This window comes from Xenorhabdus bovienii SS-2004 (genome assembly GCF_000027225.1).
Classification (GTDB): domain Bacteria; phylum Pseudomonadota; class Gammaproteobacteria; order Enterobacterales; family Enterobacteriaceae; genus Xenorhabdus; species Xenorhabdus bovienii_C.
The window spans coordinates 2,810,795-2,834,336 of the sequence record NC_013892.1 but is presented as its reverse complement, the minus strand read 5'-3'; the positions used below and the strand labels follow the sequence as shown (position 1 = coordinate 2,834,336).

18 protein-coding genes are annotated in these 23,542 nt (G+C 42.8%); 13 read left to right on the top strand and 5 right to left on the bottom strand.

Annotated features, from left to right (window positions below; translation table 11 throughout):
- Positions 1-30: 30 nt before the first annotated feature.
- On the bottom strand, positions 31-1,119 hold the full coding sequence (locus tag XBJ1_RS12155) for a YeiH family protein (protein WP_012989278.1): 1,089 nt from the start codon (positions 1,117-1,119) through the stop codon (positions 31-33).
- Positions 1,120-1,309: 190 nt separating this feature from the next.
- On the opposite strand from XBJ1_RS12155, the gene yieE reads away from it, so the two are divergent.
- The 8 genes from yieE (at position 1,310) to dld (ending at position 13,141) form a co-directional block, all read left to right on the top strand.
- Positions 1,310-2,173, top strand: coding sequence for a DNA-binding transcriptional regulator YeiE (yieE, locus tag XBJ1_RS12150; protein WP_012989277.1), 864 nt, complete (start codon positions 1,310-1,312; stop codon positions 2,171-2,173).
- 168 nt (positions 2,174-2,341) lie between these two features.
- Positions 2,342-3,829 (top strand): amino acid permease, encoded by a 1,488-nt coding sequence (locus XBJ1_RS12145; RefSeq protein WP_012989276.1) that lies wholly within the window; start codon positions 2,342-2,344, stop codon positions 3,827-3,829.
- Positions 3,830-4,090: 261 nt separating this feature from the next.
- Positions 4,091-5,191: an ABC transporter substrate-binding protein gene (locus tag XBJ1_RS12140; protein ID WP_269763708.1), complete on the top strand. Its 1,101-nt coding sequence runs from the start codon at positions 4,091-4,093 to the stop codon at positions 5,189-5,191.
- A gap of 20 nt (positions 5,192-5,211) precedes the next feature.
- On the top strand, positions 5,212-6,297 hold the full coding sequence (locus tag XBJ1_RS12135; protein ID WP_012989274.1) for a FecCD family ABC transporter permease: 1,086 nt from the start codon (positions 5,212-5,214) through the stop codon (positions 6,295-6,297).
- Entirely contained in the window at positions 6,294-7,082 is a 789-nt protein-coding gene (locus XBJ1_RS12130; RefSeq protein WP_012989273.1) for an ABC transporter ATP-binding protein, read from the top strand. The genes XBJ1_RS12135 and XBJ1_RS12130 overlap by 4 nt, the downstream gene beginning before the upstream one ends.
- A gap of 152 nt (positions 7,083-7,234) precedes the next feature.
- On the top strand, positions 7,235-9,208 hold the full coding sequence (locus XBJ1_RS12125) for a ligand-gated channel protein (RefSeq protein ID WP_012989272.1): 1,974 nt from the start codon (positions 7,235-7,237) through the stop codon (positions 9,206-9,208).
- 661 nt (positions 9,209-9,869) lie between these two features.
- Positions 9,870-11,252, top strand: coding sequence for an APC family permease (locus XBJ1_RS12120; RefSeq protein WP_012989269.1), 1,383 nt, complete (start codon positions 9,870-9,872; stop codon positions 11,250-11,252).
- 179 nt (positions 11,253-11,431) lie between these two features.
- Positions 11,432-13,141 carry a D-lactate dehydrogenase gene (gene dld, locus XBJ1_RS12115; RefSeq protein WP_012989268.1) on the top strand — a complete coding sequence of 570 codons (1,710 nt, stop codon included), beginning with the start codon at positions 11,432-11,434 and terminating at the stop codon, positions 13,139-13,141.
- Positions 13,142-13,278: 137 nt separating this feature from the next.
- Here dld and sbcB read toward each other — a convergent pair whose 3' ends face one another.
- The gene (sbcB, locus tag XBJ1_RS12110) at positions 13,279-14,706 is read right to left on the bottom strand and encodes an exodeoxyribonuclease I (protein ID WP_012989267.1); all 1,428 of its coding nucleotides are present in this window, start codon (positions 14,704-14,706) and stop codon (positions 13,279-13,281) included.
- A 458-nt stretch (positions 14,707-15,164) separates the two neighbouring features.
- Here sbcB and tmaR point away from each other — a divergent pair, with 458 nt between their 5' ends.
- The gene (gene tmaR / locus XBJ1_RS12105) at positions 15,165-15,485 is read left to right on the top strand and encodes a PTS system regulator TmaR (protein ID WP_012989266.1); all 321 of its coding nucleotides are present in this window, start codon (positions 15,165-15,167) and stop codon (positions 15,483-15,485) included.
- A gap of 40 nt (positions 15,486-15,525) precedes the next feature.
- Here tmaR and XBJ1_RS12100 read toward each other — a convergent pair whose 3' ends face one another.
- Both XBJ1_RS12100 and rne read right to left on the bottom strand, forming a co-directional pair.
- On the bottom strand, positions 15,526-16,152 hold the full coding sequence (locus tag XBJ1_RS12100; protein WP_038199031.1) for an NAD(P)-binding oxidoreductase: 627 nt from the start codon (positions 16,150-16,152) through the stop codon (positions 15,526-15,528).
- A gap of 180 nt (positions 16,153-16,332) precedes the next feature.
- Entirely contained in the window at positions 16,333-19,518 is a 3,186-nt protein-coding gene (gene rne / locus XBJ1_RS12095; protein WP_012989264.1) for a ribonuclease E, read from the bottom strand.
- 555 nt (positions 19,519-20,073) lie between these two features.
- Between rne and rluC the strand changes: the two genes are divergently transcribed.
- The gene (rluC, locus tag XBJ1_RS12090; RefSeq protein WP_012989263.1) at positions 20,074-21,030 is read left to right on the top strand and encodes a 23S rRNA pseudouridine(955/2504/2580) synthase RluC; all 957 of its coding nucleotides are present in this window, start codon (positions 20,074-20,076) and stop codon (positions 21,028-21,030) included.
- Here the strand turns inward: rluC and XBJ1_RS12085 are convergent.
- On the bottom strand, positions 21,024-21,617 hold the full coding sequence (locus XBJ1_RS12085; protein ID WP_012989262.1) for a Maf family protein: 594 nt from the start codon (positions 21,615-21,617) through the stop codon (positions 21,024-21,026). The genes rluC and XBJ1_RS12085 overlap by 7 nt on opposite strands.
- A gap of 145 nt (positions 21,618-21,762) precedes the next feature.
- On the opposite strand from XBJ1_RS12085, the gene yceD reads away from it, so the two are divergent.
- The 3 genes from yceD to plsX are packed head-to-tail and all read left to right on the top strand — an operon-like array spanning position 21,763 to position 23,536.
- Positions 21,763-22,287 carry a 23S rRNA accumulation protein YceD gene (gene yceD, locus XBJ1_RS12080; RefSeq protein WP_012989261.1) on the top strand — a complete coding sequence of 175 codons (525 nt, stop codon included), beginning with the start codon at positions 21,763-21,765 and terminating at the stop codon, positions 22,285-22,287.
- Between the two features lie 12 nt (positions 22,288-22,299).
- The gene (gene rpmF, locus XBJ1_RS12075; RefSeq protein ID WP_004247080.1) at positions 22,300-22,470 is read left to right on the top strand and encodes a 50S ribosomal protein L32; all 171 of its coding nucleotides are present in this window, start codon (positions 22,300-22,302) and stop codon (positions 22,468-22,470) included.
- A 28-nt stretch (positions 22,471-22,498) separates the two neighbouring features.
- Positions 22,499-23,536, top strand: a complete 1,038-nt coding sequence (gene plsX, locus XBJ1_RS12070; protein ID WP_071822501.1) for a phosphate acyltransferase PlsX — start codon at positions 22,499-22,501, stop codon at positions 23,534-23,536.
- The last annotated feature ends 6 nt before the right edge of the window (positions 23,537-23,542 follow it).

The following is a 23,542-nucleotide window of genomic DNA, read 5'->3' as shown; positions in this document are numbered from 1 at the left end:
CAGAGAATACAATTTAACGCTTGTTCTCACTTAACCCAATATCCGTTGGATTCCTTGATTGACAACTAATCCTCCAGCTATAAGCCAGATAAACAGGAAGAATGCCAGCAGAATCGGTTTAACTCCAGCCTGACGAATGGCGCTGACATGAGTCGTTAAACCTAATGCAACCATTGCCATTGCTAGCATGATGGTATCGGCGGTAATAATATGTTTGATAAGGGAGCCAGGTAATAAATGAAAAGAGTTTAGTCCTGCCGTAGCAATGAAAAATATAGCAAACCACGGAATACTGACTGGGGATTTTTTTTGATCTTGATCACTGCCAAAGTTTTTAGCCTCTATCCGACTAATATAACCAGAGAGCAGTAGTAGAAAGGGAGCTAACATCATGACACGGATCATTTTGCTGATAACGGCTGCATTCTCGGCATTGTTGCCTAATGTATGCCCAACAGCAATGACTTGAGCGACTTCGTGAATCGTTGAACCAGAGAAGATGCCGAATGTTTCTTGAGAGAAAGGAAGCCATTGGTAATGGGCATTGAGCTGGTAAAACCATGGATAGATAAATATTGCGAGCGTTCCGAAAATTACCACGGTAGAAACTGCAACGGCCACTTTACTGGCAGATGCCTTGACCACTGGCTCGGTTGCCATGATGGCTGCGGCTCCACAAATACTGCTTCCTGCACCAATCAATACTGCGGTTTGGCTATCCAACCCCAAAAAGGTACGTCCAAGCCATAAGGCAATGAAAAAGGTGGAAGAAAGCATAATGGCATCAATCAGTAACCCTGTTGTACCAATATCTGCGATTTGTTGAAACGTTAGACGAAAGCCGTAAAGGATGATACCAGCGCGCAAAAGGTAGTATTTAGCGAAATGAACCCCTTTATCACATGTGGGCTTCAAAAGAGGATAAAGCGTATTTCCGACAATAATCCCTAAAAGAATTGCAAGTGTCAGGGCACTTAATCCCATATTGATAAAACACGGCATGTTGCCTACATGGATAGCGATTGCGGTCAGAACTGCGGTTAGTACGAATCCGGGAATTAATATCAGTACTGGATTGTGCTGGAACCTGTCGATTCTGCCAAGTTGACTTTCAGACATTATTGCTACTCATATTGCTTATGTATTTTGAGAATAAGCATATGCCAAGCTTTTTAATCAATAAAATTGATAATATTTATATATATAACCATTAAAATGGATTAATTAAGTGTGACTTTTGTTAAGTTGCTTAATACTGTCTAGAATCAAGACTATCTTAAACTTTTATTTTTGCTTCCCGCGAGGCCATATGCGTATCACTCTGAGACAACTGGAAATTTTTGCAGAAGTTCTGAAAAGTGGTTCAACGACACAGGCTTCTCAGCATTTAGCGTTATCACAATCTGCGGTGAGCGCTTCACTGACGGATCTCGAAGGGCAATTGGGTGTACAGCTTTTTGATAGAGTGGGAAAGCGATTAGTGACTAATGAACATGGCCGTTTGCTGTATCCCAAAGCATTAGCATTACTTGAACAGGTTGGTGAAGTAGAACAGCTTTTTAAACTGGAATTAGGAGCGCTGCGGTTAGCGGCCAGCAGCACCATTGGCAATTACATGTTACCTGAAATGTTGTCGAATTATCGTCAGGACTATCCTGATACACCATTGGAATTGAATATCAGTAATACTGAAGATGTCATAAAGGCGGTTGTCGAATTTCGCGTCGATTTAGGATTGATTGAAGGCTTATGTCACAATCCTGAATTGATTACTCAACCGTGGATGGAAGATGAATTGATTATCTTCTGCTCACCGAAAAATTCACTTTCACAGCGTGACTTTACTGTGGAAGATTTGATTAAAGAGCCTTGGATACTGAGAGAGAAAGGTTCAGGCACAAGGGAAGTGCTAGATCACCTTTTATTCTCGAAAATGCCTCGATTCAATATTGCAATGGAATTGGGAAATTCGGAAGCGATTAAACATGCAGTTCAATATGGTATGGGTATCAGTTGCCTTTCGCGACGGGTCGTCCAAGAGCAATTGAAAAATGGCACATTAGTTGAGTTGGTGATCCCTGAACTGAATCTTTATCGTACACTCTATCTGATTTATCACCGTCAGAAACATATGTCCAATGCACTACAAAAATTGTTGAGCTATTGTAAATAATAACAATCCAGTATACCTACATGGAACTAGTAATACGAAAATAATCGTGTAGCTTATAATCGGCGGTCAATTATGAAGGTATCTTATAATCGCTAATAGCCGCTATTCTCGAGACGGGGATTTGTTACAATTTCACATTAGAACTACTTTCAATGATATAGGGATAGAATGTCTCAAGAACAAAGCACACTAGGGGAGCAGCCTCCAAGAACCCTGCGCCGTGAATTAAAAGCGCGGCATATGGCGATGATTGCCATTGGAGGGTCAATTGGCACAGGGTTATTTGTTGCTTCCGGCGCAACAATTTCACAGGCTGGTCCTGGTGGAGCCTTACTTTCCTATGCATTAATTGGTCTGATGGTTTATTTCCTGATGACCAGCTTGGGCGAATTGGCAGCTTATATGCCAGTTTCGGGTTCATTTTCAACCTATGGATCCAAATATGTTGATGAAGGTTTTGGCTTCGCGTTGGGGTGGAACTACTGGTATAACTGGGCCGTTACGATAGCTGTTGACCTTGTGGCAGCACAGTTGGTCATGGGGTACTGGTTCAATGATGTGCCAGGTTGGGTATGGAGTGCGTTGTTCCTTGGCATAATTTTTCTGCTGAACTTTATTTCTGTTAAAGGTTTTGGTGAAGCTGAATACTGGTTTTCCCTGATTAAAGTTTCTACGATTATTGTCTTCATTATTGTTGGCATCTTGATGATCATCGGTATCATGAAAGGGGCTGAAAGTGCCGGCTGGCAAAATTGGCAAGTGGGTGATGCGCCATTTGCCGGTGGGTTTGCTGCCATGATTGGGGTAGCGATGATTGTCGGTTTCTCATTTCAGGGAACCGAACTGATTGGTATTACAGCAGGAGAATCAAAAGATCCGGCGAAAAACATTCCACGAGCTGTACGCAAAGTATTTTGGCGGATCCTGTTATTCTATGTTTTTGCCATTTTGATTATTAGTTTGATCATTCCTTATACTGACCCCAACTTATTGCGTAATGGTGTGAAAGATATCAGTGTCAGCCCGTTCACGCTGGTATTTGAAAATGCGGGGTTGTTGTCTGCGGCTGCGATGATGAACGCAGTGATATTGACGGCTGTGCTTTCAGCAGGAAATTCGGGTATGTATGCTTCTACTCGCATGTTGTTCACGTTGGCGAGGGAAGGTAAGGCCCCCAAAATTTTTGGTCATTTATCAAAAGGAGGCGTTCCACGTAACGCACTTTACGCGACTACCGTGGTTGCAGGGTTGTGTTTTTTCAGCTCAATGTTCGGCAACCAGACAGTATATCTGTGGCTATTGAATACCTCAGGTATGACAGGGTTTATTGCGTGGCTAGGGATTGCAATCAGCCACTACCGTTTCCGTAAAGGCTATATCGCACAAGGACGGGACTTGAATGAGCTACCCTATCGCTCAGGTTTTTTCCCTGTCGGGCCGATTTTTGCGTTTGTGTTGTGTTTGATGATCACATTGGGCCAGAACTATCAGGCGTTTTTGCAAGATAATATCGATTGGTACGGTGTAACTGCGACTTACATCGGTATTCCGGTATTCTTGATTATCTGGTTCAGCTACAAACTGAAAAAGAAAACTCGGTTTGTTAAATGTAGTGAGATGGAATTTCCATCATTAAAATTTACAGGTAATGAATAATTTGTTAATAAACATCAATAAATTGATATTTATTAATTAACTTATTATTATTTATATATTACAAAAAACCGCTTCTTCTGTGATGAAATTGGCGGTTTTTATTTTTCATGGTATTACGGGAAGAATATAGTCAGTAAATTGTAGCGATCCTGAATTAATCGCATTGATAAGTATTCTTATTTGCTTTATTGTTAGCGCCATAATTGTTGTATGAAGAGGCTAACTAAAGTGAAGTTTGTATTTCGAGCAGTCGTGAAGGGTATGAATATCAGTCTACTGGCAAGCTCCGCTATGATGGCGAGTTTTGCATCTTGGGCTGAAACAGTCACGGATGTTGCTGGGCGTACTGTTGAGGTGCCTGAAAAAGTCAATCGTATTTTGTTGGGAGAAGGGCGTTTATTCCATTCCCTTGCACTATTGGAAGGAGACAAGCCTTTAGCGCGTATCGTTGGCTGGCAAGGTGATTTCCGTAAACTGGATCCACAAACTTACTCTATTTATAAAGCTAAATTCCCTGAGATTGATAATATTCCCCTGATAGGTAACACCAGTGCTGACAGTGTCAGTTCTGAAAAAGTGCTGACGCTTAATCCTGATGTCGCTATTTTCGGCTTATCTGGGCATGGGCCAGGAAAAAACAGTGAGCTGGTTAAACAGTTGGAAAAAGCAGGTATTCCTGTTGTTTTTGTCGATTTCCGCAACGACCCTTTGAAAAACACATTACCGAGCATCCGCATGCTGGGTAAAATGCTGCATCGTGAAGAGCAAGCTAACGCTTACGCTGATTTTTATGAAAAGAATCAAAAATTAGTTACCGATATTACTGACCAAATAGCGGAAGCTCAGAAACCTTCAGTCTTTATTGAGTTGCTAGCGGGTTTCAGCGGCGATTGCTGTGGTACGGCAGGTAATGGCAATATGGGGAATTTCATTGACTTGGCTGGAGGCAAAAACATAGCCAAAGATGTATTGCCGTCACCGTTGGGGATGATGAATCTGGAAAAAGTGATTGTCGCAGATCCTTATATTTATATTGCGAGTGGTGCACAGGATCCGGGTGATAAAGATGGGGGTGTTCAAATGGGTGCCCAAACTTCTGCGGATATTGCCCGCGCTGGACTGAAAACTATCACTGTACGTAAAGGTATCAATACTTTGACCGCAGTGAAAGAAGGGCGTAGTTACGGTATCTGGCATCATTACTACAATTCACCTTATAACGTTGTGGTAACTCAGGTCTTTGCTAAATGGTTCTACCCTGAAAAATTTGCTGACCTAGATCCACAGCAAACATTGAAAGAACTTCATAATAAATTCTTGGCTGTTGAACCAGCAGGCACGTATTGGATCAGTGAGAAGTAAGCAGTAAACGGGTAATAAAAATGAGTATCACTACCAAACCTATGCCAATGGTAAAACAACAATTGAGTGAGTGCGATGTAAAAGCACGCTATCGTCATATTTTGCATCGACGTATTACATTGATATTTACCATTATTTTGGTGATTGGTGCCTCTTTGATATTGGATTTTACAATGGGGCCATCAGGATTATCACTGCAAGCCCTTTGGCAGACACTAATTTCGCCGGAAAGTGTTGATGTAGGAACGCGGGTAATCGTTTGGGATATCCGATTACCCTATGCCTTGATGGCGGTAGTCATCGGCTTGTCGCTTGGGTTGGCAGGCGCTGAAATGCAGACTGTCCTGAATAACCCACTGGCCAGTCCATTTACCTTGGGCGTTTCCAATGCCGCCTCATTTGGCGCAGCACTGGCCATCGTGCTTGGCATTGGCATTCCGGGAATACCGGATCAATGGCTCATCTCTGCAAACGCTTTTATCTTCGCTTTATTGGCTGCTTTGATGCTTGATAGTATTACACGCTGGACAAGAGTGGCAACGTCTGGCGTTGTGTTGTTTGGCATTGCGATGGTGTTTACCTTCGAAGCGCTGGTTTCTATGATGCAGTTTATCGCTACAGAAGACACTTTACAGGGGCTGGTTTTTTGGACGATGGGTAGCCTTGCAAGGGCTACATGGGAAAAGCTCGGCATTATGTTGCTGGTATTTCTCATTATTATGCCTATCTCAATGATGAACTCTTGGAAGCTGACAGCATTGCGTTTAGGTGAAGATCGTGCAGCCAGTTTTGGTATCAACATCAGTCGTCTTCGTCTGGGAACATTGCTGCGCATCAGTATTCTAACCGCTCTGGCGGTAGCGTTTGTCGGGCCGATTGCGTTTATCGGGCTGATCGCCCCTCATATTGCCAGAATGATGTTCGGTGAGGATCACCGTTTCTACTTACCTGCGAGCGCGTTGATTGGTGCATTAGTGTTATCGATGGCGTCTATTGCATCCAAAAACCTGATCCCCGGAATTATCATACCGGTGGGCATCGTCACATCGCTGATTGGTGTTCCGTTCTTCCTGAGCATTATTTTACGCCATAAGGGAAGTATATGAATCAGGGACTGAAAATCAACCGACTCACGGCCGGGTATCCTAAGCATCCGGTGATTGAAAATCTGGATGTCAAGTCATTGCCTCGTGGTCAAATCACGGTATTGCTGGGGCCTAATGGCAGTGGAAAGTCCACACTTCTTCGTTCATTGGCGGGGCTTAATAAAGCTAGAGGTGAATTGTTGCTCAATGGGCAGGATTTGATGCAGATGAATTTCGCTCAACGCGCTCAGGGTGTAGTTTACCTGCCTCAGTCATTGCCGGAGGGGGTTCATCTCCATGTACTGGAATCCGTGATTGTTGCCCAGCGAGCATCAGGTGGTGTAAGCAGCAAACAATGTGAAAATGAAGTCATGGAACTGTTACGTCAGCTTGGCATTGAACATCTAGCGCTCAGCTATCTGGATCAATTATCAGGTGGACAGAAACAGTTAGTGGGATTGGCTCAATCATTAATCAGGCAGCCGACACTGTTATTATTGGATGAGCCATTAAGTGCGCTGGATTTAAATTACCAGTACCATGTCATGGATTTAGTGGCACGTGAAACTCGTCGTCGCAATATTATTACGGTTGTTGTTGTTCACGATATTAATATTGCATTGCGTCATGGTGACCATGTATTAATGCTGAAAAAAGGCGAGTTAATTGCCGAAGGTACACCTGAACAGGTGATTACACCAGATAGTCTGGCGCAGGTTTATGGTGTTAAAGGCCGCATTGAGCGTTGCTCTCAGGGAGTGCCTCAGGTATTAATTGATGGTTTAGTGACGGAATTGGCTAATTAGAATAATAAAGAGAAATAGATAGTTTTATTAAAACTAAAGCTTAATAAATATAACACTGACAGGGATAAATAATTATCCCTGTACTTTGAGCGTATATCGATTATCCATATTAATTATTAAATAATTTTATTCTGCCTTTTGGAGAACTGGGAATGGCTGTTTTTGTAAAAAGAAAAATCGTATTGGGAATTATTGCCGCTATTTCATCCAGCGCTGTTTTAGCTGCCAATAATGGTGATGACAAAATTGTTGTAACTACCGCAGCGGGCTTCCAGCAAAAGATTGAAGATGCACCCGCTTCTATTTCGGTAGTTAGCCGTGAACAGTTAGAAACGAAATCTTATCGTGATATCACGGATGCACTGAAAGATGTACCAGGGGTAGTTGTGACTGGTGGTGGTAGTAGTAGTGACATCAGTATTCGTGGTATGGCTTCAAAATATACTATGATTCTGATTGATGGTAAGCGTGTTGATACTCGCAGTACCCGCCCAAATAGTGATGGTTCTGGTATCGAACAGGGATGGTTGCCACCATTAGCATCAATTGAACGTATCGAAGTCGTGCGTGGGCCGATGTCTTCTCTTTATGGTTCTGATGCTATGGGCGGCGTAATCAATATTATTACCCGTAAGGTACAGAAAGAGTGGCATACCAGCCTGCGTGCAGATACTACTCTGACCGAACGTAAAAATTCAGGTAATAGCTACCAAACCAGCGCTTATGCTGCGGGGCCATTAATTGATGGTTTGTTAGGATTGAAAGTCAATGGCCTGTTTTCTCATCGTAATGAAGATAAGTTTATTGGTGGCTTTAGAGAGCAGGAAATGCGTAATGGTGCAGCAACGTTCTCTTTGACACCTGATGAACAGAATACTTTCGAATTTGAGGCTGGGCGTTATGAGCAGGATCGAGACTCAACCATTGGTAAAACTCGTGATTGCCAGCCAAAATCTTGTAAAGATGACGTGAGCCGCTATAAACGTAATAACTATTCGATTTCCCATAATGGCGTTTATGACTTCGGTACAATGACTTCTTATGTTCAGAGGGATGAATCGCATAACCCTGAGCGTGAAATGAAATATAACGATACGTTATTTAATAACCAAACTACGTTTATATTAGATGATCATACGTTAAGTGTAGGAGGACAGTATCGCTATGAAGATTTACGAGATACTGGTAATAAATTAAATTCAGCAAAAGATGTTAATAAATTAACACGTTGGAGTTGGGCATTATTTGCGGAAGATGAATGGCAAATGACCAATGATTTTGCTCTGACGGGTGGTGCTCGTTTAAATAAAGACGAAAACTTTGGAGCACATTGGACGCCTCGTTTGTATGGTGTATGGCACGCAGATGAACAGTGGACGATCAAAGGTGGTGTTTCTACTGGTTACCGTTCACCTGAATTGCGGCAGGTTGCCCCTAATTGGGGACAGACAACGGGTGGTAGATCCCTTAATGGAATGATTATAGGGAACTCGGATCTTAAGCCAGAGAAAAGTGTTAGTGAAGAAATTAGTGTTATTTGGAATAACCAAGATAACTTTAACGTCGGTGTAACAGTCTTTAATACAGATTTTAAAGACAAGATCACTGAGGTTGGAGTGTGTGATAAAGATACTGAAAATCCATGTAAACCAACAGGTGATATTACTTATGATTTTATCAACCAGCGTACAAACTTGGATAAAGCGAACATCCGTGGAATAGAAGCCACCCTGAATTGGGATATCGTAGAAAACTTGTCCTTAGCCTCAAGTTATACTTATACCGAGTCGGAGCAGAAAAGCGGTAAGTATAAAGGTCAGGCATTGAATAAAATGCCAAAACATATGGCCAACTCTACCTTGAATTGGCAGGTACTACCAGAAATGGCTACGTGGACTCGCATTAATTTCAGAAGTAAATCAACAAATTATGTATATCGCTCTGGTGTGAAGAATGGTACACCATCTTACACTTTCGTTGATTTAGGCATGACCTATAACTTGACGAAAAACTTGCGTGTATTAGGTGGTATCTACAACGTCTTTGACAAGCGCGTTACTGAGAAAACCCACGATGCGGTACTAGATGGCCGTCGTTATAACATCGGCATTAATTATGATTTTTAATTAATACTTCGGTTTTTTATTAGTCATTTTAATTAACATTTAAATGTAATATTAAATCAACCTTTCATCAGTTCTATGATGAAAGGTTGAGCTTTTTGATGTCATAATTACCACAATTAAATAGCAAATAGCTTCCTTCTGTGCTAAAAATTTATTAAATGTCAAACAAGGGATAGGATAGCGTTAAGTTTCCTTACAGGTTCAGTGAAAGCCTATTCCATCAGGCTCTCCGGTATTGTAAAAAATAATGAATTTTTAGTGTGATAGCTCTTGCTATTTCTAGGTGTGAAATGCAAAATGCGTGCACTAAAAAATAGCTGGTGTGTAAATATACACCAGTTATTTTTTTGCTTTGAGTTATTTTTTACAACACCAAGAGGCCGGATTTTGTTCCGGATCGATACTGACCATAAGCGGCCATTATAAGAACGGGCTGCTGCACTGAGGAATACAAACATGGAGCAATTATTCACTTTTGCACTCGTGCCAATTGGCGCTTGCTGCTGCAACGATGATTATGGGGCATGGCCCACCGTCAGTTCGCTGTCTTCTAATAACTCTTCTTTCTTTTCTGTCTATAGACAGATGCGAAGTCTACCCACTAACTATCGATTAAGTAGTTGCATTAGTACCCAGATCGAAGTTATGGGAGGTTTCGCTCATGTCGCATAATACCACTCTCACACTTGACACTAACCAAACCAGTGCCAGCGATCGTGTTCAACTAAGAAGAACACTGACCCTGTTTCAGGTGGTCATGATGGGGCTTGCCTACATGCAGCCAATGACTATCTTTGACACTTTCGGCATTGTTTCCGGATTAACCAGCGGACATGTTGCAACATCTTATGCTCTCGCGCTGATCGCCATTTTATTTACAGCATTGAGTTACGGGAAATTGGTAAAACGCTTCCCATCAGCAGGATCTGCCTATACTTACGTACAAAAATCAATAAATCCCCATCTTGGGTTTATGGTAGGTTGGTCATCATTGCTGGATTATCTGCTTATGCCGATGATCAATATTCTGCTGGCAAAAATTTATCTTCAGGCTCTTTTCCCAGGCATTGACCCATGGATTTTCGTAGTCACGTTGACAATACTGATGACGATTTTCAACCTGAGCGGCATTAATGTAGTCGCGAATCTCAATGGTGTTATTGTGATTGTTCAGGTTGCCGTTATGTTGGTACTCGTCGGTTTCTTGGTTCATGGTGTCTATAATGGCGAAGGCGTTGGAACATTACTGAGTATTCAACCGTTCACGTCAGATGAAGCGAAGTTGATTCCAATGATCACAGGAGCGACGATACTCTGCTTCTCATTCCTCGGGTTTGATGGTATCAGTTCCCTGTCAGAAGAAACACCTAATGCTGGAAAAGTGATCCCTAAGGCGATCTTCATGACTGCATTAATTGGTGGAGCTATCTTTATTGCAGTATCTTATTTTTTACAGCTTTATTTCCCTGATATTTCTCGATTTAAAAACCCAGACGCCTCTCAGCCAGAAATTATGCTGTATGTTGCTGGTGCGCTGTTCCAGTACATTATTCTTATGTTCTCCTGTGTTACGGTAGTGGCTTCAGGGATGGCAGCACATGCAGGTGTATCCCGTTTGCTCTATGTGATGGGGCGTGATGGTGTACTGCCTGAAAAAGTATTTGCTTATATTCACCCAAAATGGCGTACCCCATCAATTAATGTCATATTGGTTGGGATTGTTGCTCTGTCAGCGGGTTGGCTGGATTTGGTAACAGCAACCGCATTGATAAACTTCGGGGCGTTAGTCGCATTTACTTTTGTTAATCTGTCAGTGATTTCGCAGTTCTATATTCGTGAACAGCGTAACAGCACACTGAAAGATACGATTCACTTTTTGATTCTGCCGGTTCTTGGTGCAGCGACAGTAGGTGTGTTGTGGATGAATCTGGAGTCAAGTTCGATGAAATTAGGTCTAATTTGGGGAGGAATCGGTATGATCTATATGTTCTTCCTGACCCGTAGTTTCCGTCAGCCAATGCCTCAGTTTACTGAATCAGTGTAATCTTTATTCGCATACTTATTTATAAAACAGCATCTTCGGGTGCTGTTTTTAATTAAAATAAAAAATATCAATAGCATAAAAATCACCAAAAGGCGTCATATAATAAATACTCACTATGCCATGCGTGATCTCATTAAGAGCCTATATATCTAACGCTAAGTAGAGGTAATAGAACCATTATGAATGATGCTAAAATCCCTCACAACCAGCAACTTATTGCAATTCTCACTAATATTGTTGGATCTCCCCACATTCTCACTGAATCTCGAAAAACAGAACGTTATCGCAAAGGCTTTCGCTCTGGACAGGGAAATGCCCTTGCTGTTGTATTTCCGGCTTCATTATTAGAGCAATGGAAAGTGTTCAAAGCCTGCGTTTTAGCCGACAAAATTATTTTAATGCAGGCAGCTAATACCGGATTGACGGAAGGTTCCACACCCAACGGTGATGATTATGACCGCGATATTGTTATTATCAGTACACTGCGGATGGATAAAATTCAGGTTCTTACATCAGTCAATCAGGTCATTGCATTTCCTGGCAGTACATTGTGGCATTTGGAAAAAGTCTTGAAACCGTTAGGTCGTGAGCCTCATTCTGTTATTGGTTCTTCCTGCATTGGTGCGTCAGTTGTTGGAGGGATCTGCAATAACTCTGGCGGCTCTTTGGTACAGCGGGGTCCAGCCTATACAGAAATGGCGTTGTATGGACGTGTGAATGAGAAGGGACAAGCTGAACTGATTAATCATTTGGGTATATGGTTAGGAGATACGCCAGAAGATATTCTGACTTGCCTGGAAGAACAGCGCTATCGAGCTGAGGATATTCAGCTGGATGACCGAGTTGCTTCTGATCATGAGTATGCACAGCGTGTTCGAGATATCAATGCAGAGACCCCATCACGTTTTAATGCCGATGAGCGTCGGTTGTTTGAAGCTTCTGGTTGTGCTGGTAAATTAGTTGTTTTTGCTGTCCGTTTGGATACTTTTCCTGCACAGTCGACTTCTCAAGTTTTCTATATCGGCACCAACCAACCTGAAGTATTGACAGAATTACGCCGGCATATATTGGCTAATTTCCAGCATTTACCGATTGCTGGCGAATATATGCATCGGGATATTTTTGATATCGCTGAAGTGTATGGCAAAGACACCTTTGTCATGATTGATAAACTTGGTACGGATAAAATGCCAATGTTTTTCAGCCTGAAAGGACGTATGGATGCCATGTTTGGCAAAATTCCTTTTTTGCCATCACACCTGACAGATCGCGTAATACAGGGCTTGAACCGTTTATTACCTTCACATCTGCCCACACGTTTGAAAGAGTACCGAAATCGCTTCGAACATCACTTGATGTTGAAAATGTCTGGTGAAGGCATAAAAGAAGCTAGTGAGTGGTTGGAAAGCTACTTTAAACAGGCAGAGGGAGAATTTTTCGCCTGTACGCCAGAAGAGGGTACAAAGGCATTTTTACACCGTTTCGCAGCGGCAGGAGCGGCCATTCGGTATCAAGCTATTCATAGCAATGAAGTTGAGGATATTTTAGCATTGGATATTGCCCTGCGCCGCAATGACCACGAATGGTTTGAGCATCTACCGCCAGAAATTGATGGAGCATTGGTGCATCGTCTGTATTACGGACATTTTATGTGCCACGTATTCCATCAGGATTACATTGTTAAAAAAGGCATAGATGTTCATGCGCTGAAAGTAAAAATGCTGAAGATCCTGAACCAACGAGGAGCGGAATATCCTGCTGAACATAACGTTGGTCATTTATATCAGGCTAAACCGCAGCTTAAACAGTTTTATCAGATGACTGATCCCACTAATACTTTGAATCCGGGTATTGGCAAAACCTCCAAGCTGAAAAATTGGGGAAGATAAGATGGAAAGTGTGATTGTCGGCTTTCCGGCCATCGACATGGTTAAACCATAATTATGCTGGAATGAGGATAAAAAAGACAAAACAGAGAATTTTGTCTTTTTCTTTTTCTGAAATAAGCCAGTATGATGCGGGGCCGTTAGCCAGCCAGCTGAACTGCATAATCAACTAGTGCTTTTAACTGGCGGCACTTTTCTTCATCAGATTGGTATTCAACAAAGAGCTGTTCAATGGCCGCAAGATATTGGCTGATATTTTCCTGTGTCAATATCTCCCGGCGATGATATAGCCAGCGCTGTTGTTCATCATAATTCAGCGTTGCCGGATAGTTTCTGGCGCGGTAACGGAACAGGAGTGTTTTAATCCGTGGATCCTGAAATGTTAAATCCAGTGCCGGTAAGTTTTTGGGTGCAGTTTCCCGGATAATTTCCATCGCAGTTTTATCGGCATCACTGAAAAAACCGCTATATAGCTTGGTATCGACATTGTCGGACTCAGGGAATTCCTCTGGTTGAGAAAATAGCTCAACCACTTTTTCCCTGATTTGCGGATTACTGCGCAATATAGCCAGATTTTTTGCACATTGATCGCGATTCAATCCCACTCGTTCCGCATCTTCTGTCCGTAGTGTATTTTCAGGAGCAATAATCGGGCATTTATTGATATGCATCAATTTAATGGGTACTGGAGCTTGGCCTGGCTGTAGTTCATTACGTCGGGTATACAAGCGCTCGCGCAATTCGTCTGCGCTGAGTTCTAGTAACGGGGAAATATCACCCGCTAAATCACACATGATGACCGCATTGCGATTTGTCGGGTGCCATGCCAAAGGTGCTATAAGGCTGATATTGCTGCGCAGAGTTCCGAACATTCCTGATACATGTACCAGTGGCTTCATCTGCGGAATATCAATCTGGTTACTGACCTTCTGTTTGTTTCTTAATTGGAAAAAGTAATCAAACAAGCGAGGTTGGGCTTTTTTTACCCGTTTTGCCATCGCGATAGTGGCATAAACATCGGACATAGCATCATGAGCCTGAGTATGTTCAACTCCGTTGGCTTTCGTCAGGTTTTCTAGCTTAAAACTGGGCAGACCATCCTCATTTTCTGGCCAGATAATGCCTTCTGGGCGTAGGGCATAGCAGGCACGTAATACATCAAGCAGATCCCAGCGGGAATTACCTTTTTGCCAGCTATAGGCATAAGGATCGTAAAAATTGCGATAAAAGATATTTCGGCTGACTTCGTCATCAAAACGAATATTGTTATACCCGATAATACAGGTATTGGGCTTGCTGAATGCTTCATGGATCTGGCGGGCAAATTCAGCTTCATTGACCCCTTTTTTTAATGCTAACTGTGGTGTAATCCCCGTAATCATCACAGCTTCAGGATCGGGCAGGTAATCGTCAGCAGGCAAACAGTACACCACCAAAGGATCTTCGATGATATTAAAATCACTGTCGGTGCGAATTCCCGCAAACTGGGCAGGGCGGTCTAAGGCAGGGTGCTTGCCGAAGGTTTCATAATCATGAACATAGAAAGTGGGGGTTTTATCGTTACTCAAGGCAATTCTGCATCCGTTGGTTATTGGTTTAATTAATTTAATTTCAATGTATTATCTTATTTTTGTGTATTGATCGTGTTGATATAAGTTTTATTGCACGGCTTAGTTTATGACAAATTGTGTACTAAATCTTTGGTTTCTACGAGGCTAAACGATGCGAAAAGATATGGTAAACCATATCTTGGACAATCTGAACTCTCTAATGATATAGGGTGAAAATTGTTGATTATCATTTCGCATGTGGAGAAAAATCTCTTTTCGGATAGGAACTGAAACCTCTTATGGCAGCGGAAACTCTTGGTCATCAGATGCTGGGACGATGAAAATGATTGATTAAGGAATATACTTAAAGTTTATCATGTCAATAAATTGTCGAAACTGACTTGTCTATTCGTTACCTGAAATTGTATTGTGTAGTCAGCATAAAAATTATCGGTCTGATTAAAAAAGGTGTAAAAATGGACAACGCAAATAAACCAACATTCCATAATGTACTGGAGTTTGTGCGTATATTTCGCCGCAAGAATAAATTACAGCGCGAAATAGTAGACAACGAGAAGAAAGTTCGAGATAACCAAAAGCGTGTATTATTGCTGGATAACCTGAGCGATTACATTAAACCGGGAATGTCAGTTGAAGATATTCAAGGAATTATCGCTCATATGCGCAGTGATTATGAAGAACGTGTTGATGAATATATCATCAAAAATGCAGAGTTGTCTAAAGAGCGTCGTGAGCTGTCTAAAAAACTTAAGGCAATGGATGGCGGAGTAAAATAAAATCTTGTTGCAACCACGCCTTTTGGGCGTGGTTATTTTGTCAGCCCCAGTGAGGTTTTAACTCTGGATCGACTAAAGCGTAAATCTGGTAATAAGTTTCTTCATCTTCAGCCACCAGTGCCAATTGCTGTGCAACATCTTCTCTGCTCACCATACCGTGAACTTCACCTTGATAGCGTTGGCAATGTCCAGTACCTGATTTATCAGTGAGTCCACCGGGACGAATGATCGTAAAATCCAATTTGCTGGTTTGCAGGTAACTTTCTGCCAGCGATTTATGTCTGATTGATTGCCCAAATAATGATTTGGCACGTGGTGACAACGTTTTCCAACTATCTCCACATCCGATGGATGTAACCAGTAGCATGCGTGAAACTTCAGCTTGTTCCAATGCATCTATGATGGACATATTACCATGGTGATCAGCGTCTCCTCCGCCAATAGTTGAGAAAACAATGGGGTTTTCTCCAGCCTGAGCAATAGCTTTTTCGATACTCATTTTGTCACAGGCATCGCCATGTATGACATTAGCACCCATTGCACTTAGCTCCACGGCTTGTTGTAGATTACGAATTAATACCGTTACGGGGCGGTGTTGTTTCAGTGCTATAGTAGCTAAATGGCGTCCAACGCCTTTGCCAGCACCGAAAATTAGCCAAGATTTCATCGCCGGAATGTTCTCCATAAAAATCAGCCACTTTAAATGATAATGATAACTATCTAAGTTTATTGGAATCGGAGAGTGAATGAAATGAGACAGACAGGTTTTTTATCATTTTTAATATAAAAAAGGACTCCATACAAAGGAGCCCTTTTTGATTTTTCTGGAAATTACAACATCCAATTACTATTCGAATGACTGTGGTTTTGACATCGCAGATGTTGCGATATTTGTTGCAGAATGTCCACCCGCGCCGCCTTTTCCAGCGAACGGATAAGCAGGACGTTGCCATTCGTTGATAATGACAGGCTGTGCTGCTAAGTCTGGTGCTGGTGCTTTTGTCATTGGGGAAGAAGCGTGATGATTTTTTTCCACGATAATCGGAGACTCAGCAATTTTTGTCTCTTCCGCTTTAACTTCCTCTGCCTTAGCGTATATTTCCGTTGTGACAGTTGGCTGTTCTTCATGCTGTTCCTGTTCAGCGATAGACGTCACAATGATTGGTTCTGCTGTGTGACGTGTTTCTTCTGTGTCATGTACTAACATGTCATGTAAGGCTTCAGGCTGATATTGGGTGTCATGGTTAACGACGGGTTCCAGGTTTTCCGATACTAATACTTCAGGTTTCTCAGGCACGGGTTCTACGAGCGGGTCACCATTGGTCGCAGACTTAATATCATCATGAGTAACTGCATTTTGCTCGGCAACCTGAGTATCAGCAACAGTTGAAACTGATACCGATACCGATTCAGCAACAGCAGGTATCGGCATGACACTCTCTTTCTGCTCTGCCCCTATTACTGTTTCTTCCACAGTAGATACTTCTGGTTCAGCAGGTTGTGTCACAGGTGTAACAGGGTAGCGCACCCAAACTTTACCTGATGCCAGCTCTGGCGATGCAACTGCCATTACCAGTGGTACAGGTGATTGAGTCAGGTTACGCTCATCACGATAACGACGACGACGCTGACCACTGACACGTAAATGGCGTGGTGAGCGGCGAGAACGGCGAGGCATGATGTTGTCTTGCTGCTCATTATTTTGCGCGATTGAGCCTTGTGGTATTGAAGGCTGATTAGCTGCTTCTACATTCGTATCGATAATGGCTGGTACAGAAACTTTCTTCTCTTCTTCTGTAATCGCCGGAATGATCGCCTTTGTTACAACGGGTAAAGAGGCAACAACAACTTCTTCCTTCACATTGTCTGTGATACGAATTTTCTGTTCAAGCTGACGACGCTGACGACGAGGCATTACAGGTTGATGCTCTTCAACTTCCTCTTCTGTAATTTCAGGTCTACTCGTCTGTTGAACCTTGGTTTCCAGTTGCTGCTGACGTTTTTCTTCTTGACGGCGGCGCTGGCGTTCCGCCCGTTGTTCACGGCGCTGTTGCTGCTGTGCTTCACGAGCTTCATTATCTATATCTACCGCAATATTATCCGGCGCGTTGTTTTTCTGCTGAACATTACGACCCTTACGCTGTTCATCGCCGCGCTCACGGTTATGATTATTGCGAGTGTCATTCTCGTTACGTTCACGTCTTTGATTCTGACGACGTGAATTGCGGCGTTCTGGGGAACGTCGGTTATCGTTACTAGAAGATTTATTGCTCTTTTCTTGCTCCTGTTTTTCTTCTTCACCATTGAATATTTTTTTCAGGGCGCAGAGGAAGCGACTGAACAGACCTGGCTGTTCTATTTGCTGATTATTGCTCACTACTACCTTTTTCTCTTTTGTTTTTGCTGCCACAGGGGCGACAGTTTCTGCAGGCAGATCAAAAGTTGAAATAGCAGGTTGCTCAGGACGCTTGCGTTCATGTTGTCCATCATCCTGAGCATTCGTCATTTCTGCCTCATGTAATTGTGGAAGCAGATAACTCAGGGTAGAAATTTCTTCACCTTTACGAACACGTAGAACAGAGAAATGCGGAGTTTGCATCTGATCGTTTGGTACGATAACAACACCTACATCACCTTGACGATGTTCAATGGCGCTGACCGCCTTACGTTTTTCATTCAGCAGGTAGGACGCAATCTGAACGGGAACAATCGCATGAACCTGATGGGTATTTTCTTTCAGTGCTTCTTCTTCGATCAGGCGAAGAATCGACAGAGAAAGTGATTCGTTGTCACGAATGGTTCCTGTACCGCTACAGCGAGGGCAGACGTGGTGACTGGATTCACCCAGAGATGGGCTTAAACGCTGACGTGACATTTCCAGTAGGCCAAAGCGAGAAATACGGCCAATCTGAATACGGGCACGATCTTGACGCACCGCATCACGTAAACGGTTTTCAACCTCACGCTGGTGGCGTACAGGTGTCATGTCAATGAAATCAATAACGATAAGGCCACCGAGGTCACGCAGGCGCAATTGACGTGCAATTTCATCCGCAGCTTCCAGATTGGTGTTAAAGGCTGTTTCCTCAATATCTCCCCCACGGGTTGCCCGGGATGAGTTGATATCGATTGCGGTCAGAGCTTCAGTTGTATCGATGACTACTGAACCACCAGAAGGCAGCCGAACTTCACGCTGGAAAGCTGATTCAATCTGTGATTCTATCTGGTAGTGACTGAACAGGGGAACTTCACCACTGTACAGTTTGATTTTGCTGGCGAAATCAGGGCGTCCAAGCGCAGTGATATGCTGGCGTGCCAAATCGAGAATTTTAGGATTGTCGATCAGAATTTCCCCGATATCCGGGCGTAGGTAATCACGGAAGGCGCGTACGATAACATTACTTTCCTGATGGATCAGGAACGGAGCTGGGTGATTATCTGCGGCTTTCTTGATAGCTTCCCAGTGTTTCAGGCGAAAATTCAGGTCTCCCTGCAAAGCTTCGGCGGATTTGCCTACTCCGGCAGTACGAACAATAAGCCCCATGCCTTCGGGTAATTCAAGAGAGGAGAGCGCTTCTTTTAATTCGATACGGTCATCACCTTCGATACGGCGAGAAATACCACCTGCTCTGGGGTTATTCGGCATCAGAACTAAATAGCTACCAGCCAGACTGATAAAAGTTGTTAAGGCTGCACCTTTATTGCCTCGTTCTTCTTTATCAACCTGGACGATGACTTCCTGACCTTCTTTAAGGATATCCTTAATGTTAGGTCGGCCATGAGCATGATAACTACTGGGGAAATATTCGCGAGCAATTTCTTTAATGGGCAGGAAACCATGACGCTCCGCACCATAATCGACAAAAGCAGCTTCCAGACTAGGTTCAATCCGTGTAATTTTACCTTTATAGATATTTGCTTTTTTCTGCTCGTGTCCAGGACTTTCAATATCCAAATCATAAAGACGTTGCCCATCAACAAGGGCGACACGCAACTCTTCCTGTTGAGTTGCGTTGATTAGCATTCTTTTCATTCTAACTTACTCATTATTTTTACATTGGTATAGAGCTGCGAGCAAAAAGAGATGCACTACTGGTAACCGATGGCCTCGTGTCTTTTACAAAGCCGTCAGCCTCACGGCTATCGTTTGTATAGAGGCGCCTATATTGTCGGCGAGTCTGAATTTCATTTAAATACAGTACTCTTTATTGGGACACTGTAATAAACCGGTACAGATCTCACCCAATCCAGTAAGCTGCAACTCGCAGCCCATAAATTGTTTGATTAAACATTACGTCTTACGCCATTGCTGCGTTTTTGTTCAATCAAACAGATAACAAACAATTTCAATCTTGCCATTCATAGTTTAGTAAACTGTGGCCAGAAAGCATTATTCCATTGCTATTGGGGTGATAGCAAGGTGACTTTATCTCTTTAGCGGTTTTTTATCAGGAAATAGCGATAAGTTGTTAATCTTTAGTCTTTATCCTAAGACATTAGAAACAATGAAAAATGAAATCATGGATGTTATTTATACATATTTAAAAATGAGTGGCGCTTTGATTGCCGGATAATTAAAATCTCGCTTATGAAAACAAATAATCCAATTGTACAGTTTGTCACGATTGACGACGATGAAGCCGGTCAGCGAATTGACAACTTTTTGCTGGCGCGCTTGAAAGGTGTGCCTAAGAGTATGATCTATCGGATCTTGCGCAAAGGTGAAGTTCGAGTTAACAAAGGAAGAATCAAGCCTGAGTATAAATTGGCAGCGGCTGATGTTATCCGTATTCCGCCGGTCAGGATAGCGGAAAAACAGCAGCCACCAGTATCTGCCAAGCTGGGTAAAGTAGTCGCTCTGGCAGAATGCATCCTTTATGAGGATGACTACATACTAGTCATTAATAAACCATCAGGTACTGCGGTGCATGGTGGAAGCGGATTGAGCTTCGGTGTAATCGAAGGGCTTCGTGCATTACGTCCCGAAGCGCGTTTCCTCGAACTGGTGCATCGTCTCGACCGCGATACATCGGGTGTTCTGCTGATTGCGAAGAAGCGTTCCGCATTGCGTACACTGCATGAACAGTTGCGTTTGAAACAGATGCAGAAAGATTATTTTGCGTTGGTACGAGGGCAATGGCAGTCACATTGCAAAGTGGTGCAGGCACCTTTATTAAAAAATATCCTGCAAAGTGGTGAGCGGATAGTGAAAGTCAGCAGTGAGGGCAAACCATCGGAAACACGTTTTAAAGTTGAAGAGCGGTATGAGTTTGCGACCTTGGTGCGCGCAAGCCCAATAACGGGACGTACGCACCAGATCCGTGTGCATACCTTGCATGCTGGTCATCCTATTGCATTTGATGACCGCTATGGTGACAGGGCGTTTGATGCACAACTGACAGAAACAGGGCTTAACCGATTGTTTCTGCATGCTAGTTCATTAAAATTTACTCACCCATCCACGGGAGAAACTTTGCGTTTCGAAGCTCAAATGGATGATGAGTTACGGCAATGTTTAACAACATTACGACAAAATAATTATTGATAACATACCGTCAGTGGGTTTATCCCTTGACGGATGAGCATTTCTGTCAGAGTAATCAATGGCAGACCGATTAGCGTATTGGGATCTCTGCCATCGAGTTTTTTAAATAATGTAATTCCCAAACCTTCACTTTTAAAGCTACCTGCACAATTAAAAGGCTGTTCTTTGTTTAGGTAGCTGATAATTTCGGGTTCTGTCAGATCTCTGAAATGGACATGAAATAATTCACAGCGGGTATCAGTGTTTCCTGTTTTGCTGTTAAATAGCGTAATTCCAGTATAAAAAGTGACACACTGCCCACTGGCTTTTTTGAGTTGTGCGAAAGCGTTCTCAAAATTGTGGGGTTTACCTGTAATTTTTCCACTTAAAACGCAAACCTGATCTGAACCTATAATCAGGTGGCTAGAATAACTCGGTTGTAATGCGGTAGCTTTTGCCTGTGACAGACGCATTACCAGTTGTGTGGGGCTTTCATTCTCTTGTGGGCTTTCATCAATATTGGGAGTAGTACAGACAAAAGGTAGCCCCATTTTTTCCAACAATAGGCGGCGGTATATCGACGTTGATGATAAAACAATCGGAAGCATCATTTTTTCCATAAAATACGTAGAGAAATATTCTCAGGCATTTTAAACTATACGCCGCTTAATAGGCGAATATTTGGTGGAAAGGTGCAGGTGTGTGGCCTTTTTCTTTGACTATGTTCCATTACAAAGATAATATGCGCGCCTTATGCAGAAGGTAAAATTACCCCTGACCATTGATGCGCTTCGTGCAGCTCAGAAAAGATTAGACTACGAAGGTAGTTATTCTGCTGAACAAGCTTCTCGTCTCGCAGAGTCTGTGGTCAGTGTGGATGGTGATATAAATAGCTCATTATCATTTCAAATTGATAATCTGCGTCTGGCAGTTGTAAAAGGGCATTCCGATGTGGATGTCACACTTGCCTGCCAACGTTGTGGCAGTAATTTCAGCCATCATGTTCACATAACGTATTGTTTTAGTCCGGTCGTCAATGATGAGCGGGCCGAGGCATTACCGGAAGAGTATGAGCCAATTAACATTAATGAATTTGGCGAAATAGATTTGCTGGCAATGATTGAAGATGAAATAATTCTTTCTCTGCCGGTAGTCCCGGTACATGATTCTGAACACTGTGAAGTGTCCGACGCGGAAATGGTATTTGGTGTACTGCCTCCTGAAGCAGAAAAACCAAACCCATTTGCCGCATTAGCCAGTTTAAAGAAAAGTACTTAAGGAGTAAGGTCAATGGCCGTACAACAGAATAAACCAACTCGTTCTAAACGTGGTATGCGTCGTTCCCATGACGCACTGACTGCAACACATGTCTCTGTAGACAAGACTTCTGGTGAAACTCACCTGCGTCACCATGTGACTGCTGACGGCTACTACCGTGGCCGCAAGGTAATCAACAAGTAATTCGGCTAACTATTAGCAAGTTGATATCTTGGCTAATCTAACCTTAGCGTTAGATGCTATGGGCGGGGATTTTGGTCCTCGTGTTACGGTGCCTGCTGCATTGCAGGCACTGGCATCTAATCCGCAATTAAAATTATTGTTGGTTGGAGATCCCGAAACCATCTCCCCTTTGCTTGCAAATAAAAATGCTGAGCAGCTTAGTCGTTTGCAAATTATTCCTGCGGAACACGTTGTTTCTAACGATGCAAAACCTTCTCAGGCGATCCGTTCCAGTCATGGTACTTCGATGCGTATTGCACTAAATTTAGTTAAAACTGGTGAAGCGCAGGCATGTGTCAGTGCAGGAAATACAGGCGTATTGATGGGGCTGGCCAAATTGATGCTGAAATCCATCGAGGGTATTGAGCGGCCTGCATTGATGACGATGATCCCTAATTTAAAACAGCAGAAAACTGTTATATTAGATTTGGGAGCTAATATTAATTGTAATAGTCGTATGTTAGTCCAGTTTGCCATTATGGGAGCAGTAATGGCAGAGGATGTTACAGGTGTGAAAAATCCGCGTGTGGCATTACTCAATATCGGAGAGGAAGAATCCAAAGGGCTAGATAATATCCGCGAAGCTGCTATGACCTTACAGAATACCCCAACAATCAATTATATAGGTTATGTAGAAGGGAATGAGTTACTGACGGGAAAAACCGATGTACTCGTGTGTGACGGCTTCGCAGGTAATGTTACGCTGAAGACGATGGAAGGTGCGATCAGGGTGATTTTATCTCTGGTTAAATCACCGGATAGCCAGAAGAAAAAATCATCGTGGTTGAGGAAAATTTTCAAGAAGTGGTTGTTAAAACAGATATTAAAACGCTTCGGCCACCTAAACCCTGACCAGTATAACGGCGCAACACTATTAGGATTGCGTGGTATCGTCATAAAAAGTCATGGTGCCGCGAATGAACGTGCGTTCAAAGCTGCTATAGATCAAGCAGTTCAGACCGTACAGAATCAGGTTCCTGATAGAATCGCTGCCCGGCTGGATGCAGTATTACCCAAGAGTGAATAAGCATAA